This window comes from Jeotgalibaca dankookensis (assembly GCF_002005405.1).
GTDB classification, from domain to species: Bacteria; Bacillota; Bacilli; order Lactobacillales; family Aerococcaceae; genus Jeotgalibaca; species Jeotgalibaca dankookensis.
Window position 1 is genome coordinate 1,702,358 of record NZ_CP019728.1, and the last position, 23,554, is coordinate 1,725,911.

The following is a 23,554-nucleotide window of genomic DNA, read 5'->3' on the forward strand; positions in this document are numbered from 1 at the left end:
TCTTACTCCAGATCTGGATTCCTCAAGAAGTAACCCACTCCCCTACGGGTAATAAGCCAAGCTGGATGACTAGGAGTATCCTCGATTTTTTCACGCAGACGTCGAACGGTCACATCAACTGTACGAACGTCTCCAAAGTAGTCATAACCCCAAACTGTTTGAAGCAAATGTTCCCGCGTCATAACTTGACCAAGATTTTTAGCTAGATAATGAAGCAATTCAAATTCGCGATGAGTAAGTTCAAGCTCTTCGCCCCGTTTCGATACAGAATAGAGTCCTTCGTGAATCGTAAGCGCACCAATATGAATTTCATTAACTGCAGCTTCTTCTGGTTCCGTAACAGGTGCCACGTTAACCCGCCTTAAGTTAGCTTTCACGCGGGCAACTAATTCGCGATTTGAGAAGGGTTTGGTTATATAATCATCTGCCCCCAGCTCTAAACCGAGCACCTTATCAATTTCAGAATCTTTTGCGGTTAACATAATGATTGGAACGTCACTGTTCTTGCGAATTTGGCGGCATACTTCTAACCCATCCATTTTTGGTAACATTAAGTCTAGTAAGACTAAATCAGGTTGTACCGTTTCGAACTGATTAACGGCTTCTTCTCCGTCGAAAGCGGTATGAATTTCATACCCTTCCTTTGCAAGATTAAAATTAATAATGTCAGAGATTGGTTTCTCGTCATCTACAATTAATATTTTCTTCATTTTTATCAAACTCCTTAAAGGATACGTTCTCTTTTCTCAATGCAACTCTAGTATACACATGTTCAAAGTCGCTTGCAAAGGTATTAGAAAGCGTTTTATTAAGCGATCTTATCCTTTTATTGACGGGGACGTTCCAACAGGCTATTTCTTTAAAAAATAACGACGGGGGTACCAATATCGATTAATGCGTATAGTTGTCCCATTGCACCAGGCGGTGTATTGATACAGCCGTTTGATCCATTTGTCTTCCATTGTTCGGGAGAAAAAGATGCTTGCCAAGCGGCATCATGGATTCCAACACCATCCCAGTCAATCGGAATCCAATAATCTACTGGTTGCGCGTAATCATTACCACGTCTTGGATTATAACCAATTAAATCTGTGTCTTCCACCTTATTCCAAGCCATAAAAACACCAACGGGCGTTGGGGTTTGTGAGTGGCCAGATACAATCGGTGTCTCAAATACGCGTTCACCATTTTGGTAATAATACATATTTTGCGAAGCTAAATCAATTTCAATATAGGTATTCCCAATATCGGTTCCATCTTCATGATAGCCTGAACCAAGTATAGCCGGTGTTACCGTAACATTTTCGCCTGCTAGAATATAGTCTACTAAATTACCAGATTCTTCTTCTACGGCAACGGACCATCCATATTCACCAGCTGGTACTTCTACAGTACCACGGTTCGTACTCTTAAAGGAACGGGGTTTGCCAAAGGTTGCATATTGATCATGTAATCCATCAAGATAGCCACGTGCTGCATCTCTATCAACGACTACTTGACCCGTTTCATCTACTGATAACCATTGAGCAATTTGTTCTTTTGGTACTTGAATTTCTTGTCCAGCCAATGTATAAGTAATCGTTGTATCAGCTGCATTTTGTAATGTTGCAATTCTTTCTTTAAGTTCTTCACTGTCTTTTGTTAGAGTTGCAAGGAGATATGTGTTTTCAACTGCTAAGGTATCTGCTTGGGAAATCATCACATTTGTGAGCTCTTCTTCAAATTTTTCCTTATTAATTTCTGTACCTGGAACTTCTTCTTCGACATAAAAAGTGCCTTCTTTATTTTTTACCTGTGCATTAACTGGTGCGAAACGCTCTTGATCCGATTCCTTTACTTCTTCTAGTAAGGTAGAAACAGCTGCTTCATCAAATTTCAAGCTAATATTTTTAGCATCTACTTGCTTTTCATTAAAAAAGGCTACTGGCCAAGCCCAATGATTCTGTTGTTCTTGAACCTTTTTGAAGTAATCGGGACTGTCGAAACTAATCTTTAATTCTTTAGGGGTAATTTCTTTAAGTGTTTGACCATTTTCAACAACGGCAACTGTTCTGCCCTCTAGTCTTTCATTAATTTGACGACTAGCTTCGGCTACTGTTTCTCCAGATATTTCAGTTTCTTGTACAAAAGTATTAGGTAGGAACCGACTCGTATAATAGAGTCCTCCTACTACATACGCAATGATGAGAACCGCTAGAGCGCTAATACTTGCTATTATCAGTGATTTTTTATTCATGTTAATCCTCCATATATGCTTGATGGCTTTTTGTTGGCTAAAATCTAATATTGTAGTTTTTTACTTACCAATTGTAACGCAAAAAACTACTTTTCGCCATTTTTTTAGACTTCTTATAAACTGTCTAGGATATAGGAAAAGTCAAACTCAGCTTGTTTTTTTATCATTAATAGACCGTCCCCTAAAGGAATTAATGAAGTTTCAAGAGCAGGGTGGTCTAATACCGTCTCCATCAACTGGTTAAGACGACGGTGGATTTTACGGACCCGTTTAGGAATGTCTTTTTCATCTTCTAAAATGGTACCACCTTGGAAGACATCATCAATCATTAAGACGCCACCTACTTTTAATTGACGCATACAATAAGGTAAAAACTCATAATACTTAGCCTTTGCACTATCCATAAAGATAAAATCAAAAGTTTGGTCTAATGTTGGCAATATATCCGCAGCATCGCCTTCTAACAAGGTGACTTTATCAGCTAGTCCCATTCTATCAAAATTAGCTTTAGCGCGTTCAATCATAATATCAAATCGGTCAATAGTAGTTAAGTGCCCATTCTCATTTAAATGTTGAGCCATTAAACTCCCTGAAAAGCCAATTGCCGTCCCTATTTCCAAAATATTTTGTGGTTGTAAAAGTCCCACTATCATATTTAAAAAAACAGCTGTTTCATGAGGAATAATAGGGATACCGCGCTCATGGGCGTAGGCTTCTAATTCTGCTAATTTACCCGAAAAAGGTTTTAATTCTTGACGCATAAAATCAACTAATTCTTCTTTTACAACCGGACGTCGCATCATTGGGTTTTTATTTTCCACTTGTTTCTTCTCCTTAAAAAAGGCCCATTCCAGTGAGGGGTTAGCCTCCCTTGAAATTGGACCCTCTTTTATTTTTCTTCTACAGCTGGTTGTTCTTTTGGTTTATGTTCCACATGGACCGATCGGATTCGGCCACTTTCGACTTTGGCCGTTGTTAGGATATAAGGCCCAATGCGCACACTTAACTTTTCATCATCATCAGGGAAATACCCAATCTCTTCAATCATATATCCACCAATCGTATCAACTTCATTTGATTCGATTTCGGTTTCGAAGAGGGTGTTAAATTTTTGCAGACTCATTTTCCCATTAATAAAATAGTTTTTCTCATCCAGTTTACGGGAGAGCCGTTGAATTTCATCGTATTCATCTTCAATGTCACCAACGATTTCTTCTAATAAGTCTTCTAAAGTAACAATCCCTTCAACACCCCCATATTCATCTTTTAAAATTGCAAGATGGGTGTGTTGCTTACGGAATTCTACCAATAAGTCATCAATAAAGATGGTGGAGGGAACAAATAAGGGGTCATTGACTAAAGAGCGGAAATCTAAAGCTTCAAAACCGATATCTTTAGATGCCTTTAGAACATTTTTCATGTGCAAAACGCCAATAATATTATCCTTGTCATTTTCGTATACGGGTAAACGTGAATAAGGACTCTCTAGAACTAATTCTAGATTATCATTTAAATCATCGTCTAAATCAATCATCAAAGTATCCGTACGAGGTACCATCAATTCACGTGCCAAGCGTGTGTCTAAGGATAGAACGCCTTCCATCATTGTAAATTCTGACGGATCAATTGCACCTTGTCCTCGACTTTGAGCAAGTATTTGACGCATTTCATCACGTGTTAGCTTCTCTTCTTGTTGTGTGAAATCAATTGGCGATATTTTTTTCAAAACACTGGTTGATATAGACAATAACCAGACAAAGGGTTTACTAAACCATTTCACAATAGCAATTGGTCCTGCCGTAAAACGAGCAATCTGCTCTGGCATTTGCAGGGCAATCTGTTTGGGATACAGCTCTCCCAATACAAGTGTAATATATGATAGAATTAACGTTACTGTAATAGTCGCAATCGTTTCCCATCCGGTTATACCACCCAATAAAGGACGAAGGAAAGGTATAAAGTTAGATGCTGCAGATGCACTATTAAGAAACCCTGCTAGTGTAATTGCCACTTGTATGGTTGCTAAAAAATCATCAGAATTATCTAAAAGCTTTAAAACCTTTTTCGCTTTACGATCGCCATCTTCGGCCATTTTCATCATTTTTTGCCGGTTAATTGATACAAAAGCTAATTCCGCTGAAGCAAAAAAAGCATTCACAATGGTTAGCACGACCACAATTAAAATAGATGACAGCAATCGCTGGGCTTCGGGGTCTGGGTTCATATCCTTCTTTTCTCCTTTTTTGTTTGCCTAAATTAAGTTAAAATAAGTAAGTTACACCAATAATAGGCAACTTATCAGTAAAAATCAAGCTAAGCTTTGCTAACTTTTTTATAAAATTTCATAACTTTCTCATTTAATTATTTTTACAAGGGTTTAGAAAGTAGTCTCTTTTCTTGTATTTATAAGCTTTCTTGCTTATTACAATTCTCTTATTTTTATTGCATTTTCTCATTTTAATGTTATTATCTTTATATAAATCTGATTGGAGGAACAACTTATGCTTATTCGCTCGCTTGCCATTCCTAAAAGGGATCTTACTACGGTAAAAGAGTCTGCTACATTACAAGAAGCAATTGATATTCTTGAAGAATCTGGTTATCGTTGTGTGCCAGTTTTGGATGAGACTGAAAAACTTTTTAGAGGAAATATTTATAAAATGCATATTTATCGTCACAAAGCAAACGGTGGCGATATGAGCTTACCTGTTACACATTTGTTAAAAAACGCTACCAAATTTATTTCTATTGATAGCTCATTTTTCAAAATTTTCTTCACCATCAAGGAATTACCTTATATTGCTGTATTAAATAAAGATATGACTTTCTTTGGTATTTTGACTCACAGCAGCTTATTAAATATGCTGGCTCAGTCTTGGAGCGTAGACATTGGGAGTTACGTGTTAACTATTGTTGCACCAAGCCGTAAAGGTGATCTCTTTCAAATTACGAAAGTTATTAATAAAACAACCAGTATTGCCAATGTGATCACTTTAGATGGGACACGTGATGACGTTTTGCGACGCGTCTTGGTAACCTTACCAGCTGAAACAACGCGTGCTGAACTTGATACCATTATTGCCGGACTAGAAAAAATGGACTACAGCGTGGTTTCTGTCGAAAATCTACAAAAAACCTAAGTTGTCTATAAAATGAAGAGAGGCGGATTTTAAATCCGTCTCTCTTTGTTTTCTTTATTATCTCGTTGCACCATTTAAAAATGGGTTAGATGCTATTTCTTCTTCTACCGTAGTTGGGTCACCATGTCCTGGAAACAAGACAATTTCACCTGGGAGCGGAACAATATGTTTATTAATCCCTTCCATAAGGGTCTCATGACTCCCATAAGAAAAGTCAGTTCGGCCGACACTTCCTTTGAAAATGGCGTCCCCAACAATGGCGAATCCATTCTCTTCAAATATAAATACAAGGCTACCTGGTGAGTGTCCAGGTACATGTTGGACTTCAAATTTAAACTGCCCGATTCGATTCGGCCCCATTGTATCCATATAATAATCAGCTGGTTTTTCAATGACCACATCCATCATTTGCGGATGATTACCAGAACCGTTTAGCATAGGGTTTTCTAACCATTCTTTTTCGATTGAACTTTGGTAGAGGGGAATGTTGTAGGTATTACGAATATCATTTACCGCACCAATATGGTCGTAATGTGCATGTGTTAAGATAATAGCTATAGGTGTTAATTCATTTTCCTCTATAACGTTTTTTATTTCTGCCGCTTCAGCACCTGGATCGAAGATAATTGTCTCTTGGTTCTCACCAATCAGAAAATAGCAATTTTCTTGAAGTGGGCCTACTGTTAAAGCAAGTAATTCCATTGTAATTCCTCCTTTAATAACCTTCTCTTCTTATTATATTGAAAGTAACCAGATTATGCCATTTTTCCAGCAAAACCAATTAACTTATTCAAGTATTTCATGAGGGGCATAGAGACAATTAAAACGACTGCTTCACCAAATGCCGCTGTTACAAAAGAAAATATAAAGGGTAGTTTTAAAACTAAATAAAGTTCTGCTGCTACGAACACCATGGTTAAACAAAAAACAAGCGTCGTTTTCATCATCCCTTTAGTCTCAGAGTCTTCCGGCTTAAATAGACGCTCTAAAATTAGAAAGGAAATGAGGGTCTGACCAAAACCAAAAATTAAATCCCAAGGCCCTAATGTTGAAAAAAATAAATTTGCAATAAAAACACCCAGTAATACGCCATATTTATAATTTTTGTTGTAAAAAACTAAATGATTTAACATTTCTGAAACGCGAAATTGGATTGCTCCAAAAGACATAAAACTAAAAACCCCTGTCAACGCCACATAAAGGGCTGCGACAATCGTATTTGTCACCATTTTTTTTATATTCATTTTTACTCCTCCTAGTTTTTTTACGTGGGATGGTCAACGAACCACGAGCTTTTTTGTAAAGCTAAATTAGTGTATCACATAAAGAACGAGAAGGAAACCCGCCTTGGCTTCCCTTCTCGTTCTTAGTTGTTTTTTTATTCGTGTGTGGAGTCAATATAAATACGCGGTACACGTTGGCTAATCCCACAGAGTATTTCGTAGCCAATGGTGCCAATTGCTGCTGCCATTTCTGATGGACCATTAATCTGGCCATGGCTCTCCCCTAGCATAACCACCTTTGTTCCAATTGGATAGGCTTTAGGAAGACTTATCATACATTGGTCCATACAGATAACGCCGCGAACTGGGCAGGCGTTCCCTTCTACAAGAACCGGTAAGGTATGTAAATCACGCCGCCAGCCATCTGCATAGCCAATCGGCAAAGTCGCAATCCATTCTCCTTCGTAAGCACGGTAGCGTGCGCCATAGCTGATTGTCTCTCCTTCTTGCATCTGTTTAACATAAGCAATTTCAGTTTCTAAAGTCAAAGCAGGTATAAGTGGATAAGGTAGAGGGAGGGTTGTATCTGATGGATTGTAACCATACATAGCAATTCCAATACGAGCAGCATCGGTCTCGTAGTCTTCACGCCATAAAGTCATAGCAGAATTTGCTAGATGGACCATTTTGGGACGCACTTTCATGCTGGCTACTAACTTTTTGAAAACTTCATATTGACGCTCTACTTGAAACTCATCTTCCCCGTCTGCTGTAGCAAAATGGGTAAAGATACCTTCTAAGTGAAGAGACTCATGTTGCTGGCAAAAAGATTCAAATGCCCGTACTTTGCTTTCTGTTCTGATACCAATGCGACCCATTCCGGTATCAACTGCTAAGTGAATGCGCAAGGGATTGTCCGTCTTCCGTAGTGCCAGTAATGGTATTGCTTGCTCTAACCATTCAATCGATGAAACGGCCACACTGATATTAGCATCCGCCATTAAAGCGACATCACGGACTTCTGTCAATCCCATCACTAAAAGAAAATCTTCAGTAAATCCACTTTCACGTAACTCAAAAGCTTCATCAAGAATAGCTACGCAAAAACCATCTACTCCAGCTTCTTTAGCAGCATTGGCAACCGAAACTGCTCCATGTCCATAGCCATCCCCTTTTACAACTGCCAATAACTGTTTATCAGGCTTCATATGTGAACGAATCTGTTGTATGTTTATCTTAATTGCTCCTAAGTCGACTTTCGCCACTGTTGGGCGATGAATACCACGTACCATATCAACGTACCCCTTACTTTTCTAAAATAACTTGCGCGATAATAATGTTAGAAGAATGCGAAATCGAAACCCAAATCTTCCCGTCAAAAGGGGACTTGGTCACAATAGGTTTACCTTTGGAATCAGGCAGTACTTCCATATCTTGAAATGATAATTTCCCAATCCCAGTTCCTAAAGCTTTCGAAAAAGCTTCTTTAACTGCATAACGACCCGCTAGAAACTCCATTTGGCGTGTGCCGTTCATGTTAGAAAATATAGCATGTTCTTTTATTGTCAATATTCGCTCGGCAAATGTTTTTCTTCGCTCATAAGCTTTGGCAATACGGTCTAATTCTGTAACGTCCAGACCAATTCCTACAATCATCGTGATTACTCCTTCGGTTTTTCTTTCTATCCATTCATTATGGCAAAAATAAAGATCTATCGCAATAGGCTTGCTGAGTAAACATCAGTAGTCTGCCATTCTTTTTCTCCAGTGATGATTTTTCTTGATATTTCATCATTGGGATAATTTTTTAAGTCCTTTATGATGAAATTTGCTCTTTTTTAATCATTAGAAATTATTTTAGCCTTCTAAGTGATGATTTTTTGCGAAATAAAAAAGAAGAGCCGAAGCTCTTCTTTTAAAAATTACTATTAGTCGTTACTTCTTATTTTAAAACTTGGTTTACCGCTACCTTTTGATGATCCTTTACGGTCATCACGACGCTTGCCACCACTAGATGGACGGCTGTCACGGTCTTTGCTAAATGAACGGCCTTTGTTGTTGCGGTCTCCGGATTGACGACGATCGCCTGAACGGCTTCCGCCACTTTTTCCTTTGTATCCGCCACTCTTACCACGGTAGCCGCTGCCACCTTTTTTACCGCCACCACGGCTTGGTAATGGACGTTCTGGTGTAATCGTAACAGGAACTTCAGTCGCTTCTTTTGTTTGGCTTTTAATAAGTGCCGAAGCCAGTTCTTCTGTTGTGTATTTATCCATAAGGTGTTTAATTGCACGATCATACTTTTCTGATTCAGTTTCTTTAACAAGCGTATCAATTGAATCAATTGCATTTTTCAGTTGACCAACTAACGCTTCTTCATCTGAAGGTGGACGCAATGGTGAGATTGCTTTTCCGGTTAGTTTTTCGATTGTGCGTAGGTAGCCCATTTCATTTGGTGTTACAAATGTAACGGACATACCTTCTTTACCAGCACGACCAGTACGGCCGATACGGTGAACATAACTTTCAGGATCTTGTGGAATATCATAGTTATAAACGTGTGTTACACCTGTTATATCTAGACCACGTGCTGCAACGTCTGTCGCAACTAGAATATCTAAATTACCTGTTTTAAAGTCTTTTAGAACACTCATACGTTTTTTCTGAGTTAAGTCACCATGGATACCTTCAGCACGGTAACCACGAAGTTCTAGACCATTCGCTAATTCATCAACACGGCGTTTTGTACGTCCGAAGATAATGGTTAATTCTGGGTTTTGAACATCGAACAAACGAGTCATGTTATCAAATTTTTCGAAATCTTTACATTTCACAAAATATTGATCAATCAGGTTTGCTTGCATTTCTGACGCTTTAATTTGAACGTGTTCTGGTGATTTCATGAATTTTACACCAATACGTTTAATTGCTGGCGGCATTGTTGCTGAGAACAAGAGTGTTTGACGTGTATCTGCTGGCGTTTCGGAAATAATTGCTTCGATGTCTTCCAAGAAGCCCATGTTCAGCATTTCGTCACCTTCATCTAAAACAAGTGTTTCAACATTGTTCAATTTTAAGGATTTACGACGGATTAGGTCTAACAGACGTCCGGGTGTTCCAACAACGATATGTGGATTGTTTTTCAAGGAGCGGATTTGACGGCCAATATCTGCGCCACCATAAACAACTTGTACGGATACGCGTTTTTCGCGACCTAAGCGGTACAATTCTTCTTGAGTTTGAATCGCTAACTCACGTGTTGGTGCAATGACTAGTCCTTGAATCGCGCGTTTATTGCGATCAATTTTTTCTAGCATGGGTAATCCAAACGCTGCTGTCTTTCCTGTACCTGTTTGTGCTTGTCCAATAACGTCTAACCCCTTTAATCCTAAAGGTATAGTTTGCTCTTGGATTGGGGTAGTTTCTTCAAACCCCATAGCTTCGATTGATTTAAGTAGTTCGGGAGATAATCCCAGTTCTGAAAATTTCATGTTTCCTCCTAGTTTTTGAGAAACATTAGAGAGTTTTATAAAATCGTAAGATGGCGTCTAGCTCTGCCTTCTCAATCCTCTAAATTTGTAGATATCAAATATCATATGCAAATGATTAGATAATCCTTTGAATAGTAAGTTTGTTGGTCTCATTCTTCATTCCTGAAGAAAAACCCTCTGTTATTCCTCTATTTTTTAACATCTTTAATCCTAACATAGCTTTTGAATATTTGCAAGTATTTTATCCAAATAATGAAAATTAATAACATCAATATGCCTTAAATGTCGTTACTTTTTAGTATAAATAGTCACGATTGTTTCATTTTATTATGAAATAAGTTTTAAAATATTGTTATCAATAAGATACTCGCAAGCTTTTTACAACCGATAACAAATCAGTTCCAAAACTTGCTTTAATTAAGAGTTGGTCGTTCTCCTCAAGCGTATTCTGAAGAGCCGAAACCAGCGGTGCTTTATCACCTTTAATGTAATGTAAACGCTCAGATGGAAAAGTTTCTTTAAGCGCTTCAAATAAAGCAGACATTTCTTCGCCATAGAGATAAATTTGATCGAAATGCTCAGGATCAATAGCAGTTGCTAAATCTGCATGAAGTTTTTCAGATTGCTCACCTAATTCTAAAATGTCTCCAAGCAAGATAAAACGACGCCCTTCATTAGGTAAGTGACGATACGCTTCTAAAACAGCCTTCATTGAAGTTGGACTAGCATTATACGCATCATTTAAAATTTGTGAACCCTTGATTCCAGGCACCCATTGGCTACGATTTTCTGTCAGTTCAAAATGCTCTAAATAACCCTTTGCATCCAACATCGAAATCCCAAAGTGTTCTGCAATGCAGAGCGCTACTAGTGCATTTTGCACGTTATATTCGCCTAAAACGGGAATTGAAAAAATCACCGTCTCATCAATATTAACCTTAAATGATGTTTCTTCTTTACCACTTTGAATCCCGTAAGCATAGACACTAGCAGTGTGATCAATCCCAAACGTTGCTTTATGATAGTCCCCTTGGATTGGCATTTCTTCTCGCAAAAGTGGCTCATCAATTGGGTAAATAAAGAGCCCATCAGACTTTAGCCCTTCAAGAATCTCTAGTTTAGCTTTTGCGATATTACGGCGACTTCCGAGAAATTCCAGATGACTTTCGCCAATCAAAGTAATCGCTGCAACATCAGGCGTCGCAAGTTTACTTAGCAAAGAAATTTCACCAAATCCCGACATACCCATTTCTAAAACGACAACTTCTGTATCCGCCGGCATTTCTAAAATGGTATACGGTAAGCCAATTTCATTATTGTAGTTCCCTTCGGTTTTATGGACGTTATATTTAGCATTTAAGACAGCTGCAGTCATATCTTTCGTGGTCGTCTTACCATTGCTACCGGTTATAGCCACGACCTTAGGATTTATTTCATTTAAATAAGCTCGAGCTAGGTCCTGTAAAGCAGTGAGTGTATCCTTTACTAAAATGACCGCGATGCCTTCTGGTGCTTCCTCTTCTGGTGCACTCCACAAGGTAGCAGTAGCGCCATTAGCAATAGCTGCTTGCACATAGTCATGGCCATCCGTAGCTCCTTTTAGTGGTACAAACAGACTTTCTCGTGATGCTTTACGTGAATCGAAGACCACACTCGTAATTTCCGCAAAACGGTTATCTGAACTATAATCAATAGCTTTAACCGCTTTTACGACATCAATAATACGCATTGGTTTCATATTATCTTCATCCCTTCTCTATAAAAAAAACCGTCTCTTGACCAGACGGTTTTCAGCATAACGTACTTTAGTTTACTTGGACACGACTAATCTTACTTGAATAGCGTTTCAAAGCTAATTGAATTAATTCCTCTACAAGGTCACTGTATTTTAATCCAGCTTGTTCCCATAGCAAAGGATACATCGAAAATTTAGTGAAACCTGGTAGAGTATTCACTTCATTTAAATAAATTTCATTGTTACTGGTGACGAAAAAGTCGCATCGACTCAAGCCAGTCCCATCCAGAACACGAAAAGCTGAAGTAGCATACTCTTGAAGTTTCTCAACTAATTCATTAGGTATCTCCGCTGGAATACTGAGTTCCGTTGTATTATTAATATATTTTTCTTCATAATTATAAAAGTCCGTATGTTTAATAATTTCTCCAGCTGGTGATGCGTGGACATCATCGTTGCCTAGAATAGCTATCTCAATTTCACGCGCTTCTACACCTTGTTCTACTACGATTCGATGATCATATTCAAACGCCATTTCAATCGCAATCCGTAGCTCTTCACGTGTAGCGGCTTTAGAAATACCAACGCTTGAACCCATATTGGCAGGTTTAACAAACATTGGATAAATCAAAGTGCCTTCGCAACGTTGAAAAATAGCTTCTTGATCTTCTTGCCAATCGTAGCGCATAACGGGGACGTAAGGTAATTGCGGAAGACCTGCTTGTTGGAATAATTGTTTTGAGATAATTTTGTCCATTCCGGCAGCACTTGCTAATACACCACATCCTACATACGGCATATCAAGCACTTCGAATAAGCCTTGAACGGTCCCATCTTCGCCATTAGGGCCATGTAGAACAGGAAAAACGACGGCATCCTCTGATTGGATTGCTGCTGGTGAAATCTTTATACCAACTGAATGTTCCCCTTCTTCTGTGGCCATTCTTTTTGTGTCTCCTGCTTGTAGTCGAAGAAACTCAGAGTGCGCTAAAGGTTGGGATAACAATTCTCCCTCTAACCATTCACCATCTCTAGTGATATATATCGGTACAACATCGTAATAATTGTAATATATTTCTTTAACAATGGAGTGAGCTGTCAGAATTGAAATGTCATGTTCTGCACTCTTTCCCCCGTATATTAGAAAGACTTTCATATGTTATCTCCTTAGTTTCATAAGCGAATTTATAAAATTACCAACGTTATTGTAACACACTCAAAGGGTCTGTGGGATTATAAAAAAGAACTTTTCAATTCAATCGGCTTATCTTAACTGAGGTCGTAATCAAGTCCCCAAACATCTGTCTCTTTATTATATGTCAGCGAGCCTACTGCTTCAGTATCACTAAAAGGCGTTTTCATTGTCGCGAGTTTGTCTTCCACAATAAAAATAGGAACTGTATAGACTGCATCCGTTATTGTCATTTGTTTAAATGAAAAACAGACACCCTCTCTAAATAAGCGAATCATTTCTTGCTTGTCTGAGATTTGAAAAGCTGATACAGTTTGTTCTTTTTGAAAGATTCTCTTTCTTGTATTGACGAATTTCTCCATCCTTTTACTGATTGCATCCGCAAAATGGTCTAAAAATTCATCGAGATAGCGATAATAAATTTTTGTGAAGCCGTTTTGCATCGTTAGGTAGATGTAATTATTTTGGAGTTTGTAATAGAATGGTGAATGGAGGTAATTGTGCGCGTGTCCAATGTACAAGATTTCTGAAATTTCTACAGGCGTAAGTTGATGTAACATTTCAATATTAGAAAAGTCTATCCAAGATCCTACTTTATGGGGTTGTGCTAATCCATCTTTTAGGAAGGAAATAACATTCGCTTGCCCTCTAATCGTTTGAAATCCAGTATAATCGTCATAAGTGCCATTTGTATAATCATTTTTTATTAATAAAATATTTTTAGGAATATTTTTTAGTGGTATATCTTTTACTTGGCCTACAATTCCCTTACTGAGAACGTTATTGCCAACCGTATCGTAATACACGTAAATAATTTCTTCGGGCATTTGCCATCCTCCCTTCTCATAATTGTCTCTATCTAGTTTACTATTTATAAGGATTCAATAGGTATCAACCTCATGTTAATGTTATTACAATTATATATCTTTTATCTTATTTATCTAGCAAAATGAGTTTATAAATTTATTAAGGGGATGTCTTTTAATGAAAACCTACTTATTTCCAACTAATTTAGAGGAGAACTTGGCAATATCCTACCAGAAAAAGCAACTAACTCCTACTTTATCAACGGAAGATCTACCAGAAAGTTACCTAACGTTACTACGGGAACAAAATGGTGGTTATGTTCGTAAGCTTATTGTTCCCACTAAAGAGCCTACCTCTGATGGTTTGGATTATGCCTATCTTCATTATATTTTTGGGCTTCATTCTATAAGAGCATTTACAATTCCTTATCAGGATTTTCTACCGGACTATTTTATTATCTTCAGCGCCCATCAGCAACAGTATTTTGCTTTTGATTATTCAAAACAAGGGGATGAGCCTAGTATTCGGTATATCGATACCGAAACAGACAATTGGCAAACAGTTGCACCTAACTTCACTCATTTTCTAGAAGAGTTAAAAAAAGGGGAAGAAGCGCTTCCCCTTATTGGTGCGTTCACACAAATTCAAGCGAATCATGCCTTTTTAATGGTTCAAGATTCACAACGGTTAGAGGCACTTTTCCAACATCTTGAAGCCATTGAAGATAAGCACTGGTATTTTGAATGGCTTTATTATTTTGCAAAACAAGATAACTACCGTCAAATCGTTTTTTCAGCTTTGGAAACACAAATTAGTTATTTTCGTTTGTATTTACCAAACAATGCACAAGAGGTTTTTGATTTATTTCCAGAAAAAGCTGCTTGGATCCAGTCCGAGTTAACTGTTTAAAGAATACAAAAAAACCAGCCCCGTAAAGGACTGGTTTTCTGCTTTTAAAATTATGCTTCTGTTTCTTCGTCTTCTTCTGTTTCTGTTTTGAAGCCGTATTTTTTGTTGAAACGGCCCACGCGTCCTTCTGCTTGCGCAAATTTTTGACGACCAGTGTAGAAGGGATGAGAATCTGAAGTTACTTCCATACGAATTAATGGGTATGTGTTACCGTCTTCCCATTCAACAGTTTCGCTTGAACCTTTAGTTGAACCTGAAAGGAATTTAAATCCTGTTGAAGTGTCCATGAACACAACTTGTTGGTATTTTGGATGGATCTCTTGTTTCATCGGTATTTCTCTCCTTTTTGCCCTGAATTATTTCCTAAATCAGAGATATTTGTGACTTCTGTCTTTAACATTAAGATAGTAACATGCTAATTTTAATAATGCAAGGATAAGTTTTTCTGATGTGTGTTAAAATGGTGATAAAATAAGTTTCTAAAGGAGGCTACTATGAAAAAATTTATTATTACAACTGAAAGTGGTTCGGATCTATCTGAAGAATTAATCGAGCGCTATGACATCTACATTGTTCCCATGCACCTTAGTCTAGGCGATCGAACAATTGATGATGGCAGTGTGCCGGTTGAAGAAATCTTTCAATTTTATGAAAAAACAAATATCCTTCCTAAAACTTCTGGTTCCACACCAGAAGATTACCGTTATGTATTTGAAAAAATTGTGAAAAAATACCCTGAAGCACAGATTATCAATATTGCTTATTCAGCTGTAACAAGCGTTTCTTATAATTCGTGTCGGGTTGCTGCCGAAGCGTTCCCGAATGTCCATCTTGTTGACAGCAAAAACGTTTCCGCCGGCCTTACCGCTATTGTCGTCGCAACGGCACAATTTATTGAAGAAAATCCTGATGTATCCCCGCAAGATGTCATTGCTTTTGTAGAAGAAATACGGGAACGAACACACTTTTCATTTTTACCACAATCATTAAGCTATTTACGCGCAGGGGGACGCGTTTCGAACGTTCAATTTCTAGGGGCGAGTGTCCTTAAAATTCTTCCTACCATCGTTTTAAAGGACGGTTACCTCGTCGCTTCCAAAAAATACCGCGGTTCTTTTCAGCGTAGTATCAAAAAAATGGTTCTTGATTTCCTTAATGACTATGATATTGAGCCAGGAACAGTGACAGTTGGCGGTACACCGCGCTTATCAGAATCTGATGTCGTGATTGTGATTACTGAACTATCTTCCCACAACTTCCCAAATCCAAAAATTTTTGAAGCGGGTGCTGTTATTGCAAGCCACGGTGGCCCAGGTGCTTTCGGCCTTGTGGGTATAGAAAAAAAGAAAGGCAAGGACTAATGTCCTCGCCTTTTTTGTCTTATTTAACTAATAATTCTGTTAATTTTTCTTCGGAAGCACTACTGTCAATATTTAGATTCGTAAATTCACCCGGTCCAGTAATTGTTACAACTTGAGGGACCAGAGGAACATTTAGTTTATCTCGAAGTGCCTTAATTTGTGAGTCCGTTTGCGTATTGATACTATTTAGATAGTGAACGGTAAGTCCATTTTCTTCTTGGACATGTTTCAACTTAGGTACAAATCTTTGGCAGAAAGGACACGTTGGTTTACCGATAAAAAGAATGGTTTCTTTACCTTCTTCCAGACGTTCTTCTACCTCTGTGGCATTTAACTCTATAAAATCACTTACTGCTGTTTGATAGTCCATTTTAAAACCACCTTCCCTAAAAATATCATACCATCCCTTGTTAGTTCATCAAAGTAATTCGTTTGACGAAATCATCATTTGTTACTGTTGTTCGCAGTTGCTTTAAAAACTCTTCTGTATAATGCAAAGTATCGCCGCGCATTGTTTTCCGCAGTTTCCAAATTGCTTCCAGTTCTTTACTATCTAATAATAGATCATCCCGACGTGTTCCCGATTTTTTAATATCAATCGCTGGGAAAATACGTCTTTCTGATAATTCTCGTGACAGAACCAGTTCCGAGTTTCCGGTTCCTTTAAATTCTTCATAGATAACATCGTCCATTCGGCTACCAGTATCAACCAATGCCGTTGAAATAATCGTTAAGCTACCGCCATCTTCTATATTTCGCGCCGCTCCAAAGAAGCGTTTTGGTCTATATAAAGCAGCCGGGTCTATCCCACCACTCAGTGTACGGCCACTTGGAGGAATCACGAGATTATAAGCACGGGCTAAACGGGTAATACTATCCATTAAAATAACGACATCACGTTTGTCTTCTACTAAACGCATAGCGCGCTCTAAAACGAGTTCACTGACGCGGACGTGATTCGAGGGCTCTTGGTCAAAGGTTGAATAGACCACATCACCATCAACGCTTCTCTCAAGGTCCGTTACCTCTTCCGGTCTTTCATCGATTAAGAGCATAATCAATTCTACATCCGGATAGTTTTCACTAATTCCATTTGCAATACTCTTTAAGATCGAGGTTTTACCAGCTTTTGGTGGTGCAACGACTAGCCCTCTTTGTCCAAAGCCAATTGGCGAAATTAAATCAATCATTCGATTGGTAATATTTTTTTGGTTAATTTCCAAATTAATCCGTTTATTGGGATAGATAGGGGTTAAGCCCGGGAAATGCGTTCGCTCTTTGGCAAGATTAGGATCTTTCCCATTGACACTATTGACTTGCATTAAGCCATAATAGCGCTCGGATGATTTAGGCGGTCTTGCTTTTCCACCAACTTTATCCCCGTTTCTCAAATCAAAACGACGAATTTGCGAAGATGATATATAGATATCTTCTTGGCTAGGAGAATAGTTAATAGGTCTTAAAAAACCAAAACCTTCTGAAGAAATAATATCTAAAATACCTTCTGTCATAAAGAAGCCTTGCTTTTCTTCTTGAGCGCGGATAACCGCATGTGCTAATTCTTTTTTGTTCATTTGGCTGTAGTAAGGGATTTTGTATTCCTTGGCATAAGCATAAATTTCTTTTAATGTCTTTTGTTCTAGCTCACGCAAGTTCAGCATGTCTTTCAAAGTTTAGCACTCCTTGCAATAGTATTAATCATTCAGTTATTCCAACCATTTCAATATCTGCTCCTAAAGCAGTTAATTTTTCAACGATTCCATCGTACCCGCGTAAAATATTTTCTACGCCATAGATGGTAGTTGTTCCTTTTGCTATTAATCCAGCAATCACCATCGCTGCCCCAGCTCTGAGGTCACTTGCGGTAACTTCTGTTCCCATTAGCTCATTTGGTCCATCAAAGTAAATGGTTCCACTCTCCACTTTAATACTGGCTCCCATTCTATTTAGCTCTGGTATATGATTGACGCGTTTTGGATAAATCGTATCAATTAAAGTTCCGTTACCTTTTGCTTTCAACAAGAGGGGAGTTAGTGGTTGCTGTAAGTCAGTTGCAAAACCTGGATAAGGAAGTGTCTTAATATGAACCATTTTCAAATCATCTGATTGACGGACTAAAATACTATCTTCGCCAATCTCCATATCGACCCCCATCTCCTCTAGCTTCGCAACGAAGCTCTCCAAATGTTCAACAATTACGTTTTTGATAAGTACATGTTCACCCATAGCAGCAGCTACGGCGAGATACGTCCCTGCCTCTATTCGGTCAGGAATAACGGTGTGGCGACACCCGTGTAACGCCTCTACGCCTTCAACACGAATAACATCGGTACCTGCGCCGCGAATTTCCGCGCCCATGTTATTCAACAAGGTGCAAACATCAATAATTTCTGGTTCCTTAGCAGCATTTTCAATGACTGTTCTTCCTTCTGCATGTACGGATGCTAAAATTGTATTGATAGTCGCTCCAATAGATACCACATCTAAATATATACGATTACCAACTAACCCTTCTTCCGGCGAAGTCAGATAAATAGCGCCCATTTCATTGCGCACCGTTGCGCCTAGCGCTTCAAACCCCTTAATATGCTGGTCAATTGGACGTGGTCCTAAGTTACAACCTCCAGGAAGACCAATGACGCCTTCACCAAATTTAGATAAAATTGCGCCCATAAAATAATAAGATGCACGTAAGCTTGTTATCTTACCACTGGGCATTGGGATGGAAATCATATCGGTCGGATCTATTTTTAAAATTCCTGCTTCGGCATCAAAATCAACGCTGACATTATATTCTTCAAGGATTTCGATTAGGGAATGGACATCTTGAATATCAGGTATACCTTCTAAAGTAACTTCTGAGTCTGCCAGAATGGCTGCCGGAATTAACGCTACGGTAGAATTCTTCGCACCGCTAATCGTTACTTCGCCATTCAATGGCTTATTGCCATGTATAATTATTTTTTTCATTTCTTATGCCTCACTTTTATTCATCCTTTTACTTGCCTCTATGATAACAAACCAGCACCAAAAATTGTCAATAATTTTTCTTTAATCTATTAATGGTTGATTCTCCAAAAATAAATCCGGATCTTTTTTTAACAGGTCCGATATAACTTCTGTCATTTTAACCGTATCACACACACGTACTTCAGCGTCTCCAAACTTTCCTAACCACATGGCTCCGGTTGCTAAGAGATGTTTATCTACTTTCCAATAATGTTCAGACCAAGATAAACCACTATGACGACGTGAAGGAACAGAAATTTTAGTGCCATCTGGTAGTATGGTATAGAGGGCTTCATGAGTATCGGCCATTCTATTTGGAACATTATTCCATTCTTCTATCCCATGAATAAACGTATTCCTAGTTAAGTCTACACCAACTAAGATAATTTGTCCCTTCCGATCTAGTAGCTTACCAAGCGACGAACCACGCGCACATGGCGTATCGTGTGTCTCATCACCTTGGATGAAACTTTGCGCATCTTTACCTAAAGCAGCTACTGAGTGAGTTGGATGGTAGGATCTGTAGACACCTGGGCGTTTGCGGAAACGCTCTGTTAATATTCCGACGTTTGACGGTGAGTCCGCTACGTAAAAATTTGGGTTATCTGCATTAATATAATTCCATGTATGGGTCGGTAGAATCAAGAGACCATTTTGCATATAGTCAGATAGACTATCTAAAACAGTATCAGGTCCCCCTTCTACAGACCCCATACTTTTATAGGAAGAATGAACCAATAGACTCCCTTGAGGGTCTATTCCCATTGCCCCTAGCTGGCTTAATAGCTCGTTTTTTGTATACATTTAGGCTCTCCTTTCTGTACATTATTAAAAAACCGAAGCAAATGGCTTCGGTTTTTAGTAGTTATTGTTAAATCATTTATTATGCTTTGTTACTTGAACCAAAAATATTCATTGTTTTACGGACAGTTTCAACAATTGCTTCTTTACCTGGTGCAATGACTTTACGTGGATCGTAAACGTCTGCATCAGCTGCTAATTTTTCACGAACAGCTTTTGTCCAAACTTGTTGTAGTTCAGTATTAACATTAATTTTTGAATGGCCATACTCAATAGCTTTTTCAATTTGGTGCTTAGGAATTCCTGATCCACCATGTAAAACAAGCGGTGTATGTGTTAAGTCAGAAATTTCTTTCATTTCTTTGAAACCTAGTTTTGGTTCACCAGAATATGGACCGTGAACAGAACCAAGTGCGGCTGCAAGTGCGTCAACTTTTGCTTCTAGTACCATGCGCAAGCTTTCTTGTGCATCCGCATATTGAACACCACCAGTAACACCATCTTCAGTCCCACCAACTGTTCCAATTTCAGCTTCAACTGAGGCACCTTTAGAATGTGCGTAGTCTACTACTTTTTTTGTATTTTCAATATTTTCATCGATTGGATAATGTGACATGTCAATCATCACTGAGGAGTAACCTGCATCAATTGCTGATTTACAACTATCGTAGCTTGAACCATGATCTAAATGTAAAGCAACAGGTACAGTAATATCCATTGTTTCTAGTAATGCATTTACCATTGATGAAACGACTAAATGTCCACCCATGTATTTAGCAGCACCTTCTGAAACTCCTAATATAATTGGAGAATTTTCTGCCTGAGCAGCTTCTAATGCAGCTTGCGTCCATTCCAAGTTATTAATATTGAATTGCCCTACTGCATATTTACCTTCTAAAGCTTTGTTTAACATTTCTGTCATACTTACTAAACGACTCATGTTTCTGCCTCCTTGATATTACAAACATTTTTTATGTTTGGACTCACTAACTCCTTTATTTTAACAAACAATTTGTGAAAATACTACCATTATCACCGATATCTTAGAGTGAAAGCGCTTCTTTATAGCGTTTTTAGTTAATTTAACCAATATTCGCTTTTTTCTGACTATAATGATAAACCGGCCATCCTAGTAAGGTTAAACTTAGTCCTAAAAAAGAATTTAAAGGTTGTGTTAGTAGCGTACTAATCATAATAAATAATCCGCCCGCTATTGCTAACAGGGGAATAAATGGATAGAAAGGAACCCGGTAAGCGCGATAGCGTTCAGGCTCGCGTTTTCGTGAAAGGATCACTGCTAAAAATGTCATTGTAGAAAAAATCCAAATTACAAAAACAATTAAATCAGTTAATTGATTAAATGATCCCGTTAGCATCATCGCAATAGAAATAACTAAGATAAAAATACCTCCATTAGTAGGAACCAAGGTTCTACGATTAATTTGTCCGAACCAATCAGCAAAAGGAAGCATCCCTTTATGAGCTAAAACGTAAGGAAGACGCATACCAGAAAGAAAGTAACCATTCATAGCGCCGAAAACTGAGATGAGAATGCCTATCGTAATAAACTTCCCGCCCATCCCAGGAAACAGTTTGCTTGCTACAGTTGCAGCTGGTGTTGCTGTCTCAGCGAGCGTTGTACTGTCCACAACAAATAAATATGCAACGTTTATCGCCAAGTAGACAGCCATTACAATGGATAACCCACCTACAATCACGCGAGGTAAATCTTTACCAGGGTTTTTCATCTCACCAGCTAAAGTACCCACATTCATCCAACCGTCATACGCAAAGAGTGTCGCTACTAAAGCGCCACTAAAAGCAGGGAAGAAGGCACGGGTATCAGAAGCGAAAGGTAACAGTCGCTCTGTTCCTCCGCCAGGATAAAAGAGACCCGCTATAATAATAATAAAAAGAGGAACCATTTTTAAAACCGTTGCAACATTCTGGATTCCACCACCATATTTGCTGCCTAAAAAATTAGTTAAAGCAATAAAAATAGCCGTACCGATTGCAATTAGTAGTGTAGATTCTTGTGTAAAGGCAAACAGGTTAACAACTTGCGTCGCAAATATAATCGCTAAAGCAGCAAAATTAGCTGGAAAGTAAATAACAATTTGCGCCCAGCCAACTAAAAAGCCCCAAAACTCTCCATAAACCTCTTCCAAATATACGAGCATTCCCCCTGTTTGTGGGTAAATCGTCCCAATTTCTGCAACGGTCAACCCGCCCGCAATGGTTATCACTCCGGCAACAAACCAAGCGAACAGACCCACTCCTGGTGCTCCACTCGCTGAATAAACAGCAGTTGGTTTAAAGAATATTCCCGCTCCAATAACGGTACCAATTAATACCGTTAAAGCGGTCATTCCATTAATATCTTTCTTTAGTTCTGGTTTTTTCATGTTTTTTACCATCTCTTTTTTCTATTAATTATGAGTAGACAAGCAAAAAGCCTCAAAAAAACTAGATTTTTAAGTCTAATTTTTTTGAGGCTACTCAAAGTCAAAAAAATATCGTCTTTTTAGAAAAAGGCTTATTCTTCTTCCTCTTCTTCATCTTCTAATTCTTCATCTTCAATTATCGTTAGGTCTTCTTCGATACTTTCTGGTACGTCATCTAAATCTTCATCTAGATCTGCATCTAAGTCGTCGCCTTCAACTTCAACTTCCTCTTCGTCTACTTCCACATCGTCTTCATCTTCATCAGAAGAGAAAGTATCTTCAGGGTCATCATCGTTGTAGTCAATGACATCGTCATCCTCTGAGGTTGCAAAAGCATTTAGTTTCTTACGCTTTTTACGACGAACTTGAACTTCTTCTTCGTCAATAGTAGATAAAATTTCCTCATCAATTGAGTCAATCGGATACCAAGAGCGTAGTCCCCAACGGTTTTCACCTAAAGAAATAAAACTACCATCAATATTTAAATTCGTATAAAAACGTGTCATTTTCTCTTCAAGCTCTGCTTCAGATAGACCAATATAGTCTTGTACTTTTGCTAACAGATCATTGAAATCTAGAACCTCACCCGTTTCTTCAAAAATTTCGTGCGCTACTTCAATCATGGATAATTCATTTTTATTGATACCATCTAATCTTGTTAGTTTCAATTATGCCACGTCCTTTCAAAAACTTTACTCCTAATCATACAATAATTAGGTAGTGAATTGCAATGATAATTCATAATTTCCAAGCATCTGTTCCTTAGTACCTATAGTATACACCACTTGTATCTGTCCTGAGAATGGTTGTTCTTGATAATTTTGTAGCATCTTTTGAGCATTGGTCTGTATTTCAATCATACCTGCTTGCGTTGGGATTTGAGCACTCCCTTTTTTATTGGAGTCAAGAGAAATACGGGATAATAAGTCAGAACCAGAGCGACGAATAATCGTCATCATACCCGCTCGAGATAGTTTGATGGTTACTTTGTTAGTCGTTTCAGCTTCTGTATAGCGCAGGTAGAGCCATTCCCCCATCTCAACAATTTGACCTTGTCCTTCAAAAAGAAAAATTTCTTCTTGTCCTTCTTGCTTGACGATTGTTTCCATGCGGTATTCTACCAGTGTTCCTTTTTTTATAGACAACCTGACAACGCCCTTTCCTTTATATTCTTCCTTAGTATAACTTTTTCACTTCAATAAGGTC

Annotated in this window: 24 protein-coding genes and 1 riboswitch; of the genes, 3 read left to right on the forward strand and 21 right to left on the reverse strand. The window is 38.3% G+C overall.

The window, feature by feature from the left end; all coding sequences use genetic code 11:
• Positions 1 to 2 precede the first annotated feature (2 nt).
• The 4 genes from yycF to BW727_RS08340 form a co-directional block, all read right to left on the reverse strand.
• Entirely contained in the window at positions 3 to 710 is a 708-nt protein-coding gene (gene yycF / locus BW727_RS08325) for a response regulator YycF (RefSeq protein WP_062471539.1), read from the reverse strand.
• Positions 711 to 859: 149 nt separating this feature from the next.
• Positions 860 to 2,236, reverse strand: a complete 1,377-nt coding sequence (locus tag BW727_RS08330) for a L,D-transpeptidase family protein (RefSeq protein WP_062471542.1) — start codon at positions 2,234 to 2,236, stop codon at positions 860 to 862.
• A 113-nt stretch (positions 2,237 to 2,349) separates the two neighbouring features.
• Entirely contained in the window at positions 2,350 to 3,039 is a 690-nt protein-coding gene (locus tag BW727_RS08335) for an O-methyltransferase (protein WP_062471636.1), read from the reverse strand.
• A gap of 86 nt (positions 3,040 to 3,125) precedes the next feature.
• Positions 3,126 to 4,460, reverse strand: a complete 1,335-nt coding sequence (locus tag BW727_RS08340; RefSeq protein ID WP_062471545.1) for a hemolysin family protein — start codon at positions 4,458 to 4,460, stop codon at positions 3,126 to 3,128.
• A 277-nt stretch (positions 4,461 to 4,737) separates the two neighbouring features.
• On the opposite strand from BW727_RS08340, the gene cbpA reads away from it, so the two are divergent.
• A complete protein-coding gene (cbpA, locus tag BW727_RS08345) occupies positions 4,738 to 5,376 on the forward strand; it encodes a cyclic di-AMP binding protein CbpA (RefSeq protein WP_062471548.1) in 639 nt (212 codons plus the stop codon).
• A 57-nt stretch (positions 5,377 to 5,433) separates the two neighbouring features.
• On the opposite strand, the gene BW727_RS08350 is transcribed toward cbpA, so the two are convergent.
• The 8 genes from BW727_RS08350 to BW727_RS08385 all read right to left on the reverse strand — a co-directional run bounded on the left by BW727_RS08350 (position 5,434) and on the right by BW727_RS08385 (position 13,844).
• Positions 5,434 to 6,078, reverse strand: coding sequence for an MBL fold metallo-hydrolase (locus BW727_RS08350; RefSeq protein WP_062471551.1), 645 nt, complete (start codon positions 6,076 to 6,078; stop codon positions 5,434 to 5,436).
• Positions 6,079 to 6,131: 53 nt separating this feature from the next.
• Positions 6,132 to 6,620, reverse strand: a complete 489-nt coding sequence (locus tag BW727_RS08355; protein WP_062471554.1) for a QueT transporter family protein — start codon at positions 6,618 to 6,620, stop codon at positions 6,132 to 6,134.
• A gap of 5 nt (positions 6,621 to 6,625) precedes the next feature.
• Positions 6,626 to 6,671, reverse strand: a riboswitch (PreQ1 riboswitch).
• Between the two features lie 83 nt (positions 6,672 to 6,754).
• Positions 6,755 to 7,891, reverse strand: a complete 1,137-nt coding sequence (alr, locus tag BW727_RS08360; RefSeq protein WP_062471557.1) for an alanine racemase — start codon at positions 7,889 to 7,891, stop codon at positions 6,755 to 6,757.
• A gap of 13 nt (positions 7,892 to 7,904) precedes the next feature.
• Positions 7,905 to 8,255 carry a holo-ACP synthase gene (gene acpS / locus BW727_RS08365; protein WP_062471560.1) on the reverse strand — a complete coding sequence of 117 codons (351 nt, stop codon included), beginning with the start codon at positions 8,253 to 8,255 and terminating at the stop codon, positions 7,905 to 7,907.
• Between the two features lie 272 nt (positions 8,256 to 8,527).
• Entirely contained in the window at positions 8,528 to 10,090 is a 1,563-nt protein-coding gene (gene cshA, locus BW727_RS08370; RefSeq protein ID WP_062471563.1) for a degradosome RNA helicase CshA, read from the reverse strand.
• Between the two features lie 355 nt (positions 10,091 to 10,445).
• A complete protein-coding gene (locus BW727_RS08375; protein ID WP_062471566.1) occupies positions 10,446 to 11,828 on the reverse strand; it encodes a UDP-N-acetylmuramoyl-tripeptide--D-alanyl-D-alanine ligase in 1,383 nt (460 codons plus the stop codon).
• 67 nt (positions 11,829 to 11,895) lie between these two features.
• On the reverse strand, positions 11,896 to 12,981 hold the full coding sequence (locus BW727_RS08380) for a D-alanine--D-alanine ligase (RefSeq protein ID WP_062471569.1): 1,086 nt from the start codon (positions 12,979 to 12,981) through the stop codon (positions 11,896 to 11,898).
• Between the two features lie 113 nt (positions 12,982 to 13,094).
• Positions 13,095 to 13,844, reverse strand: coding sequence for a hypothetical protein (locus BW727_RS08385; RefSeq protein WP_062471572.1), 750 nt, complete (start codon positions 13,842 to 13,844; stop codon positions 13,095 to 13,097).
• Positions 13,845 to 14,001: 157 nt separating this feature from the next.
• Here BW727_RS08385 and BW727_RS08390 point away from each other — a divergent pair, with 157 nt between their 5' ends.
• Positions 14,002 to 14,733, forward strand: coding sequence for an SMI1/KNR4 family protein (locus BW727_RS08390; RefSeq protein ID WP_062471575.1), 732 nt, complete (start codon positions 14,002 to 14,004; stop codon positions 14,731 to 14,733).
• Between the two features lie 50 nt (positions 14,734 to 14,783).
• Here BW727_RS08390 and BW727_RS08395 read toward each other — a convergent pair whose 3' ends face one another.
• Complete coding sequence (locus BW727_RS08395; RefSeq protein ID WP_062471579.1) at positions 14,784 to 15,062, reverse strand: type B 50S ribosomal protein L31; 279 nt, start codon at positions 15,060 to 15,062, stop codon at positions 14,784 to 14,786.
• A gap of 165 nt (positions 15,063 to 15,227) precedes the next feature.
• On the opposite strand from BW727_RS08395, the gene BW727_RS08400 reads away from it, so the two are divergent.
• Positions 15,228 to 16,094 carry a DegV family protein gene (locus tag BW727_RS08400; RefSeq protein WP_062471582.1) on the forward strand — a complete coding sequence of 289 codons (867 nt, stop codon included), beginning with the start codon at positions 15,228 to 15,230 and terminating at the stop codon, positions 16,092 to 16,094.
• 19 nt (positions 16,095 to 16,113) lie between these two features.
• Here BW727_RS08400 and BW727_RS08405 read toward each other — a convergent pair whose 3' ends face one another.
• The 8 genes from BW727_RS08405 to BW727_RS08440 form a co-directional block, all read right to left on the reverse strand.
• Complete coding sequence (locus BW727_RS08405; protein ID WP_062471585.1) at positions 16,114 to 16,464, reverse strand: DUF6568 family protein; 351 nt, start codon at positions 16,462 to 16,464, stop codon at positions 16,114 to 16,116.
• Between the two features lie 40 nt (positions 16,465 to 16,504).
• A complete protein-coding gene (rho, locus tag BW727_RS08410; RefSeq protein WP_062471588.1) occupies positions 16,505 to 17,764 on the reverse strand; it encodes a transcription termination factor Rho in 1,260 nt (419 codons plus the stop codon).
• Between the two features lie 28 nt (positions 17,765 to 17,792).
• The gene (locus tag BW727_RS08415; protein WP_062471591.1) at positions 17,793 to 19,064 is read right to left on the reverse strand and encodes a UDP-N-acetylglucosamine 1-carboxyvinyltransferase; all 1,272 of its coding nucleotides are present in this window, start codon (positions 19,062 to 19,064) and stop codon (positions 17,793 to 17,795) included.
• 81 nt (positions 19,065 to 19,145) lie between these two features.
• A complete protein-coding gene (locus BW727_RS08420; protein WP_062471594.1) occupies positions 19,146 to 19,907 on the reverse strand; it encodes an AAC(3) family N-acetyltransferase in 762 nt (253 codons plus the stop codon).
• Between the two features lie 79 nt (positions 19,908 to 19,986).
• The gene (gene fba / locus BW727_RS08425; protein WP_062471597.1) at positions 19,987 to 20,844 is read right to left on the reverse strand and encodes a class II fructose-1,6-bisphosphate aldolase; all 858 of its coding nucleotides are present in this window, start codon (positions 20,842 to 20,844) and stop codon (positions 19,987 to 19,989) included.
• Positions 20,845 to 20,986: 142 nt separating this feature from the next.
• Positions 20,987 to 22,309, reverse strand: coding sequence for an APC family permease (locus BW727_RS08430; RefSeq protein WP_062471600.1), 1,323 nt, complete (start codon positions 22,307 to 22,309; stop codon positions 20,987 to 20,989).
• A gap of 131 nt (positions 22,310 to 22,440) precedes the next feature.
• A complete protein-coding gene (gene rpoE, locus BW727_RS08435) occupies positions 22,441 to 23,016 on the reverse strand; it encodes a DNA-directed RNA polymerase subunit delta (RefSeq protein ID WP_062471603.1) in 576 nt (191 codons plus the stop codon).
• 45 nt (positions 23,017 to 23,061) lie between these two features.
• Positions 23,062 to 23,493, reverse strand: coding sequence for a YwiB family protein (locus BW727_RS08440; RefSeq protein WP_062471605.1), 432 nt, complete (start codon positions 23,491 to 23,493; stop codon positions 23,062 to 23,064).
• Positions 23,494 to 23,554: the final 61 nt, after the last annotated feature.

What these genes read in the sequence shown, in the direction of transcription:
- yycF (WP_062471539.1), bottom strand. Translation starts at nt 710, where the DNA reads ATGAAGAAAATATTAATTGTAGATGACGAGAAACCAATCTCTGACATT.
- BW727_RS08330 (WP_062471542.1), bottom strand. Translation starts at nt 2,236, where the DNA reads ATGAATAAAAAATCACTGATAATAGCAAGTATTAGCGCTCTAGCGGTT.
- BW727_RS08335 (WP_062471636.1), bottom strand. Translation starts at nt 3,039, where the DNA reads ATGATGCGACGTCCGGTTGTAAAAGAAGAATTAGTTGATTTTATGCGT.
- BW727_RS08340 (WP_062471545.1), bottom strand. Translation starts at nt 4,460, where the DNA reads ATGAACCCAGACCCCGAAGCCCAGCGATTGCTGTCATCTATTTTAATT.
- cbpA (WP_062471548.1), top strand. Translation starts at nt 4,738, where the DNA reads ATGCTTATTCGCTCGCTTGCCATTCCTAAAAGGGATCTTACTACGGTA.
- BW727_RS08350 (WP_062471551.1), bottom strand. Translation starts at nt 6,078, where the DNA reads ATGGAATTACTTGCTTTAACAGTAGGCCCACTTCAAGAAAATTGCTAT.
- BW727_RS08355 (WP_062471554.1), bottom strand. Translation starts at nt 6,620, where the DNA reads ATGAATATAAAAAAAATGGTGACAAATACGATTGTCGCAGCCCTTTAT.
- alr (WP_062471557.1), bottom strand. Translation starts at nt 7,891, where the DNA reads ATGGTACGTGGTATTCATCGCCCAACAGTGGCGAAAGTCGACTTAGGA.
- acpS (WP_062471560.1), bottom strand. Translation starts at nt 8,255, where the DNA reads ATGATTGTAGGAATTGGTCTGGACGTTACAGAATTAGACCGTATTGCC.
- cshA (WP_062471563.1), bottom strand. Translation starts at nt 10,090, where the DNA reads ATGAAATTTTCAGAACTGGGATTATCTCCCGAACTACTTAAATCAATC.
- BW727_RS08375 (WP_062471566.1), bottom strand. Translation starts at nt 11,828, where the DNA reads ATGAAACCAATGCGTATTATTGATGTCGTAAAAGCGGTTAAAGCTATT.
- BW727_RS08380 (WP_062471569.1), bottom strand. Translation starts at nt 12,981, where the DNA reads ATGAAAGTCTTTCTAATATACGGGGGAAAGAGTGCAGAACATGACATT.
- BW727_RS08385 (WP_062471572.1), bottom strand. Translation starts at nt 13,844, where the DNA reads ATGCCCGAAGAAATTATTTACGTGTATTACGATACGGTTGGCAATAAC.
- BW727_RS08390 (WP_062471575.1), top strand. Translation starts at nt 14,002, where the DNA reads ATGAAAACCTACTTATTTCCAACTAATTTAGAGGAGAACTTGGCAATA.
- BW727_RS08395 (WP_062471579.1), bottom strand. Translation starts at nt 15,062, where the DNA reads ATGAAACAAGAGATCCATCCAAAATACCAACAAGTTGTGTTCATGGAC.
- BW727_RS08400 (WP_062471582.1), top strand. Translation starts at nt 15,228, where the DNA reads ATGAAAAAATTTATTATTACAACTGAAAGTGGTTCGGATCTATCTGAA.
- BW727_RS08405 (WP_062471585.1), bottom strand. Translation starts at nt 16,464, where the DNA reads ATGGACTATCAAACAGCAGTAAGTGATTTTATAGAGTTAAATGCCACA.
- BW727_RS08415 (WP_062471591.1), bottom strand. Translation starts at nt 19,064, where the DNA reads ATGAAAAAAATAATTATACATGGCAATAAGCCATTGAATGGCGAAGTA.
- BW727_RS08420 (WP_062471594.1), bottom strand. Translation starts at nt 19,907, where the DNA reads ATGTATACAAAAAACGAGCTATTAAGCCAGCTAGGGGCAATGGGAATA.
- fba (WP_062471597.1), bottom strand. Translation starts at nt 20,844, where the DNA reads ATGAGTCGTTTAGTAAGTATGACAGAAATGTTAAACAAAGCTTTAGAA.
- BW727_RS08430 (WP_062471600.1), bottom strand. Translation starts at nt 22,309, where the DNA reads ATGAAAAAACCAGAACTAAAGAAAGATATTAATGGAATGACCGCTTTA.